Below are 7033 nucleotides of genomic sequence, written 5' to 3'. Positions count from 1 at the left end.
GTAAATCTTTCTATTTTCCCTACTCCCCTACTCCCCTACTCCCCTACTCCCCTACTCCCCTACTACCTTAATAATAAGTATTCAACCGGACATGATATTAGGGGGGATCTCCTGACTCCTCTGTTGTTATTTATAACTATTCAACCGGACATCATATAACGACTACAAATAACCTTGCGTATTCGTAGCAAACGTCGATAGATTTTGTATAATAATATCCTCGGGTAATCAGCGATAAAAAAACTTTCTCCCTTTGAACCTTTCTTTTCCTTCTGTCTTCTGCCTTTATTTACCCGAAGTATAAATATTTGAACATAATATAACACAATGACTAAAACTTTATTTAAACCAGAAAACAGAACAGTATTAACTGGAATCAGATGGGAAACTTATCAAGCATTATTGTTAGATTTAGCAGAAAATCCTAGTCAAAAATTGACCTACGATCAAGGTGCATTAGAAATTATGACTCCCTTGCCAGAGCATGAAATTAATAAAGATTTTTTAGGACGACTGGTACAAACAACAACAGAAGTATTAGGGTTAGAAATATCAAGTCTTGGTTCAACAACATTAAGTCGAGAAGATTTGCAAAAAGGAATTGAACCAGATGAATGTTATTACATTACCAATGAAGCATTAGTACGAGGTAAAATTCAATTTGACTTTAATATAGATCCACCTCCAGACTTGGCAATTGAGATTGATATTACCAGTAGTTCTTTAGATCGTTTAACAATTTATGCTGCTTTAGGTATCGGAGAAATATGGAGATTTGATGGGGAAAATTTATTTATTTATTGTTTGCAAAATGGCAGTTATCAGGAGCAAGAAAAGTCAAATGTTTTGCCAATTTTATCCAAGTCAGTTATTTTGAATTTTCTCACTAGACGAGGGGAAAAAGGGGAAAATTCTTTACTTCGTGAGTTTCGTGAATGGTTACAAAACCTGTAGATAAAACTTAAGTTGAGTTAAGCAAAGTATATTTTCAATAATTGATAATTGATAATTGATAATTACCTCTCCCTAAAAGGAAGAGGATTGAATAAAAGAAAAATTAATTCATTGTTTATCCTTTAAAGGAGAGGCATTTTACCTTAATTATTCGGTAATAATCCCATAGTGGGAAACTAACTATAATTTATGATGAAAATTGGCAGATAAATAGTGATAAACTATAATATAATTCACCTAAACTACTATAAAAAGAACACACATGAAAGCTATTGAAGTAACAGGAACTCTCGATGAAAAAGGGCAATTATTCCTCGATCGCCCCATTGAAAATTCAATCCCAGGAAAAGTGCGAGTTATCCTACTCTTTCCGGAAGTAACAGAAGAAATTGAACCAGACCCAGACGATACTCCAGTTGAAGAAATAAAAGCTAGTCTTAGGAGAGCATTGCAAGAAGCAAAATCTGGAGAACGCATTCCTCTTTCTGAAATGTGGGAAGGAATAGATGTCGAATAATACTCCTGTAGTTGACATTGAGTTAACACCTGAATACAAAAGAAATTTGCGACAAATCTCCAAAAAATATCGTCGTATTCGGTTAGATACTCAACCTGTTAAGGATAGGCCCTGCGATTATTTTTACGATTAATTTTTTGCTGATTTACTTGATTTAAAATTAATTAAATCATTCAGAATGTTAAACCAAAAAGGCGCTCCTTGAGAAATCGCAATAATACTTAGAATCCATCCGGTAACAGCTTTAATAATATGAGGAAAATCCAAGGGTTTAAACTGTTCTTTTAGTGGTTCTGAAAAATTCCATCCAATAGGAAAAATATCAATTCTATCCAAAGCCATCATAGTCGTAGTTACTTGATCTTGAATACAATCGAGTTCAGTGTCATTATCTAGGTCAGAACATGGAGTAGATTGAGAATTTGAGACCATTACTTCTGTTATTGTATTGCTGATATTTGAGGTAATTTCGCTTTTTGATAAATTATCAATAATGTTTACTGTGTCAATATTGAACATCAAAACAATTATTACAGATAAGATAATAGAAATATTTTTGCTTTCTCTATCGTCAATTTCTAAAGCCTCTTCTATTGACCTATTATACCAAGATTGAAGTTGTTTATCTAAATAGTTAATTTGCTCTTTTTTGTCTTGAAATCTATTGATAGCTGTTCGTGCCATTCGAGAAAACTCTAGTTTGATTTTTTCAGAAAAATAATCACTGTTCTTAATATCTTCCATGATTTGGGTTAATTCATACTTATTATAGAAATCTCCATCTTCATAATTTAATATTTCTGCTACTAGGGTTATTAAATTTGCAACAAATTCTTCAGCAGGTATTCGTTCTAATTTCTTAGATATTAATACTTTTTGTTGTTTTACCTTTGATGATTGAGATGGATTAGCAGACAAGATTAAATATTTGTTAAAAAATCTTTCTGTAAGAGAATCACTCTTGTCGGATTTATTTTTTTGTTGTTCCTCTCCTAACAATTCATAAATAAAATCTTTTAATTTATTAGCTTTTAAGTTAAAGAATATTCTTTCCTGAATTGCCAAAATGATAAAACTAAAAGCCAAGTAAATAAAAATGAGAGTGACTGCGATGTTGATGATAGTTGATAAAGTCATTTCAGTTATCAGTTTTAAGTTATCAGTTATCAGTATTTCCTACTCAAGTAGGAGTATTAAAATACTGTAGTTTACTTTCTTTTGGTCAATTGGATATGGCGATGTTTCTTCCCTATCCCTCAACCACTTATTATCCCCTTAAAAGGCAAGGCTGTTGATGTACCTCACCAGGGTGAAAACCGCTATAATGTAAAATTTGTAAGTCAATAATATTTATTTTAAGATAATAAACACAACAATATTACTATTAAAAATTTATTTTTTAAAACTTCTGTATATTCAAGGTTTTCAAATTAGATTGACCTCCATGAAATTTCTCTAGTTTTTATTTCTCTAGACTCAGATGCTGTTGTCAGTTCTCTAGCTTCAAATGCTGTTGTTGGTCGCTGTAATTTTAGCTTTCTCGTAACAGTTTTAAGAACTCCTACTACAAATTGTCAAACTAAAAGGCAGGCATTTTGCCTACCTCAAACAAAATTATATTGTCTAACTATTGTCCAATAGTAGTAACTAAGATAAAATTGCGATCGCGCTACTAATCAAAGTCTGAAAATTATCCACTAGAGCAGTAGTGATTCCATGAGTCAAAGGCAAACTGTCAATCACCATTACCAAACACAATAACATCATGTAGTAAATGGAATACTTAAAGAGCGATCGCGCCACATCTTTATTGGAAGGCTCTTTTAATAATAGCCAAGCTTTCTGGATAAAAACTCCACCGAGGAGAGTTGCTAATACTGCATAAACTGCTCCACTCGCGTGCAATGGATAAACCAACAACAAAGTCATCGGAATCAAAATCAGAGTGTAAACCCAAATTTGTTTGGCTGTTTCCTCATTTCCTTCAATTACAGGTAACATTGGCACACCCACTTCCTTATATTCATCGCGAATATAAATTGCCAAAGCCCAAAAATGAGGTGGAGTCCAAATAAAGATGATGGCAAACAACAACCAAGCTGCCCAACTCAATTCACCTGTAACAGCCGCCCAACCTACTAATGGGGGAATAGCACCTGCAGCACCGCCAATTACAATATTTTGGACGCTATGACGTTTTAACCAGTGAGTGTAAATACCAACGTAGAAAACTATTCCAGACATTGCCAACAGTGCTGCTAGTAAATTAGCAAATACTGTGAGCAAAGTAAATGATGTAGCTGCTAGAGTGAATGCAAAAATTAAAGCATCGCGGGGTTTGACTCTACCAGAAGGAATAGGACGCCAACGAGTACGCTCCATAATATAGTCAATATCGCTGTCGTAGATGCAGTTAATAGCGTTAGCTGCACCAGAAGCTAATGCACCACCTGTTAATGTCACGAATAATAGAAGGGGAGAGACTTCTCCTTTTGCTCCCAACCACATTCCGGCTGCTGTTGTAATTAGTAGCAGCAGAATAATTCTAGGTTTTGTTAGTTGATAATAACTTTTGAGTACTTGTAGGATATTATCATGGCGTCGTGGAAGATGATGAGAAATAACTTCTTGCATAGATTCTTAGTTTGTTAATTTTCTGTTTAAACTGGTTATTTTTTCCGTAGTCTAAAGTTTATGAGCAGTATAAAAACGGATATTAGTACCAGTTAATTTGTGATGTTATATCATGTTCGGTAAAACAGTTATAATTGCTTGTAGTAGGGCTTTAGCCCTTGTATAAGTATTGTAAGCACTAGAGTAAAACTACAAACAAAAACTTTTTTATAAGTAATTATCCGAACATAATGTTAGCTATATTGCTGAGGGGCGGGATGAATATAAGTGGGGTGAGTATCCTGTTTGCCCGAAAATATCAGGAACGGGCAAGATGCCCATTCCACAAGACTCAAGACTATTAAAATCATCCCGCATTTATGCAACGCCCTTTCTAATCTAATAACTCACAAAAGAGGGGTATATTACTGTATCTATCTTAACAATTAAGCCTTTGCAAATTGTCGATCGCGTAAAGCAATAACAGTAAATGCTACTAAAGTTCCCAGTAATGCTGCTCCTACGGCTTGGTGAGATACGGTTAACAACTCAATTTGCAGACGTAACCGGAAAGTCATAACCCCCAAACCAATCTGAGCTAATACTAATAAACCAGCCCAGTTTGCTAACTTTCGCAGCAGCGGATGTAAGGCAGAGGTGCGCCATGCCATTACTACTAATGTCAATATTGCTAAAGTCGGAGGAACAACACCAGCAATATGACTATTCATTATTTTACAAAGTTCCGCCACTCCAAAACATTGATGCAATGCCCACTGAGAGGCAACTAACCCACCGAGTAAGCTTTGTAAATAAACTAAAATTGCAGCAGTTAGTCCTACCCAAGGTAGTTTACCAACATTACCCGTACCTGTGTATGGCATCATTGATACACCTATAACTAATAGAGTCATAAAATACAGCAAAGCAGTACCCAGGTGAGCGGTGACAATATCAAAGCGTAACAGTTCTGTAACAGTTAATCCACCGAGTACGCCTTGAAAAACTATTAGTCCTAGAGCAAAAGTTGATGCCCAAGGTAGCCAACCAGGTAATTCTCGTTTATGCCACCATGATAAACCCATGAGAGCGATCGCGCCAAAGCCGATTAAACTTGCATCTAGTCGATGAAACCACTCTAAAAATACTTGCAGATTCATCTGTGCCATTGGTACTAATTGACCATAACACAACGGCCAGTCAGGACAGGCCAAACCAGCATTCATAACCCTGGTAGCACTACCAATAGCCATTAGTAGTAGGGTTGCTACACATAGTTTCCAAACCAAACCACTAATGCGATCGCGTGCTGGAGACTGAGAGGGAATAATTGTATTGTTATTTAAAACAGAATTGGCCATAAGTTTTTTATTAGCTTTAATGTGACATACTCCCACACTAACCATTCGGTATAGTATGGGCTTCTCGCTTCGCAGTCCTGCTATTGCATCGGACAAGAGCGAGCTTTAAGGACGGGATGCCCCGCCGCCCTTTCTGCAAATCGAAAACTACGCGCCTAGCTCCGCAATCAGATTTTACGCTTACCGCCGATTCATCTCACACCAAATTGAAAATTATAGTGTGAGGCTTCTCGACGGTTTAGCTAAAATCTTGCTAAATTGAAGTAGCAATCAGCCTCTAGTTGCCTGTGTGATGGAGGATAAAACCCTTATTATTAACAAGCACCACGCGCTTTTTCAAATATACAGGGGGACTTAAACCCTCGAATTTTTAGCTGATAGCTGATAGCTGATAGCTAGTTAACATCTGACAATTATTAATGTGTCTGATTTTTGTTACTATAAGCGATACTATCTGAAGAATTGTTGTGCTTTAGAAAGTTTTCTGATTTGAATTTTATTTACAGTTTACTGTTCTGTCTGTTACCGTTCTTGCCATTTTTTTATTCTTAACTTTTTCTTTAATTTAAAATAAATTAATAAATTAAAGTATGCAATTTAAAAGTACATATTCAATGTAACTCTATTTATACAAACTGTGGGGTAGTTTTTGAGGGAAATAGTTAAAACAATATAAACTTTCTCCAGAGAAATCTCAGAAAAACAAAGATAATCTATAATTTTTATAAATAGTAACAATTGTATCTAATTTATAAGTAGAAACTTAGTTTAACCTATATAGTTGAGTATGACAAAAAGTCAAACGCTCCTCTACCTAGACTAGGGGGAGGAAGAGTAAGTAAATGAGGTAAAATATGGAAGAAAAAGAAAAAATACCGGTCTCAGTAATCACCCTAGTAGTTGGTATAATAGTCACCATAGTTAGCGTGTGGTTAGGTCAAAATCATGGTCTATTACCAGAGCAAGCATCAGTACAAGCTCCTCTGGTAGACGGTTTTTTTGACGTCATGTTTACTATAGCAGCAGCTTTATTTCTAGTTGTAGAAGGAACAATCGTCTTCTCTGCAATTAAATTTCGTAGACGAAAAGGAGACGATGGTGATGGTGCTGCCTTTAGGGAAAATTTACCATTAGAAATATTTTGGACGGCAATTCCATCCATAATTGTAATTGGTCTTGGTATCTACAGTGTAGATGTATACAGACAGATGGGTGGGTTCGATCCAGCAGGAACAAAAGTAGCTCATGTTTCTTCATCTGATCGGCAAACAGTGCAGTCAGGAACAGCTCTGGCAGCTCCCCTAATAGCAGATGTTGAAGGAATGGAGTCAGAAGATGTAGCCAAAAAAGAAGTGAGCAAATATGGCTTTGGGGCAACTCCTGAAGTAGGAGCAAACCCAGCAGATGTAGTTGTTGACATTACAGGAATTCAGTATGGCTGGCTGATTAACTATCCTGAAAGTGGTGTTCTAGCAGGGGAACTCCATATTCCTGTCAACAAAGATATACAAGTAACCTTTCTGCTGAAGATGTTATTCATTCTTTCTGGATACCTGCTTTCCGTTTGAAGCAAGATGCAATTCCTGGA

At 35.8% G+C, this 7033-nt stretch carries 7 protein-coding genes and 1 pseudogene; 5 read left to right on the top strand and 3 right to left on the bottom strand.

Annotated elements, in window-relative coordinates; translation table 11 throughout:
- Positions 1-327: 327 nt before the first annotated feature.
- The 3 genes from F6K54_RS36965 (at position 328) to F6K54_RS36955 (ending at position 1604) form a co-directional block, all read left to right on the top strand.
- Positions 328-954, top strand: coding sequence for a Uma2 family endonuclease (locus F6K54_RS36965; protein ID WP_293088918.1), 627 nt, complete (start codon positions 328-330; stop codon positions 952-954).
- A 262-nt stretch (positions 955-1216) separates the two neighbouring features.
- Entirely contained in the window at positions 1217-1471 is a 255-nt protein-coding gene (locus tag F6K54_RS36960) for a hypothetical protein (protein WP_293088916.1), read from the top strand.
- Positions 1461-1604 (top strand): hypothetical protein, encoded by a 144-nt coding sequence (locus tag F6K54_RS36955; RefSeq protein ID WP_293088914.1) that lies wholly within the window; start codon positions 1461-1463, stop codon positions 1602-1604. The genes F6K54_RS36960 and F6K54_RS36955 overlap by 11 nt, the downstream gene beginning before the upstream one ends.
- Here F6K54_RS36955 and F6K54_RS36950 read toward each other — a convergent pair.
- The 3 genes from F6K54_RS36950 to F6K54_RS36940 form a co-directional block, all read right to left on the bottom strand.
- A complete protein-coding gene (locus tag F6K54_RS36950; protein ID WP_293088912.1) occupies positions 1601-2608 on the bottom strand; it encodes a hypothetical protein in 1008 nt (335 codons plus the stop codon). The genes F6K54_RS36955 and F6K54_RS36950 overlap by 4 nt on opposite strands.
- 510 nt (positions 2609-3118) lie before the next feature.
- Entirely contained in the window at positions 3119-4105 is a 987-nt protein-coding gene (locus tag F6K54_RS36945; protein WP_293088910.1) for a heme o synthase, read from the bottom strand.
- Between the two features lie 425 nt (positions 4106-4530).
- A complete protein-coding gene (locus F6K54_RS36940) occupies positions 4531-5445 on the bottom strand; it encodes a heme A synthase (protein ID WP_293088909.1) in 915 nt (304 codons plus the stop codon).
- Positions 5446-6299: 854 nt separating this feature from the next.
- Between F6K54_RS36940 and F6K54_RS36935 the strand changes: the two are divergent.
- Together F6K54_RS36935 and F6K54_RS36930 are read left to right on the top strand one after the other, a co-directional pair.
- A pseudogene (locus F6K54_RS36935) lies at positions 6300-6581 on the top strand (cytochrome c oxidase subunit II transmembrane domain-containing protein); the annotation flags it as partial.
- 398 nt (positions 6582-6979) lie between these two features.
- The coding region (locus tag F6K54_RS36930; protein WP_293088920.1) for a hypothetical protein at positions 6980-7033 on the top strand (54 nt) is incomplete at its 3' end.

This window comes from Okeania sp. SIO3B5 (assembly GCF_010692555.1).
In the GTDB taxonomy this organism is placed as follows: Bacteria; Cyanobacteriota; Cyanobacteriia; order Cyanobacteriales; family Microcoleaceae; genus Okeania.
The sequence above is the reverse complement of the archived record's forward strand: the minus strand, read 5'-3'. Positions and strand labels throughout refer to the sequence as shown.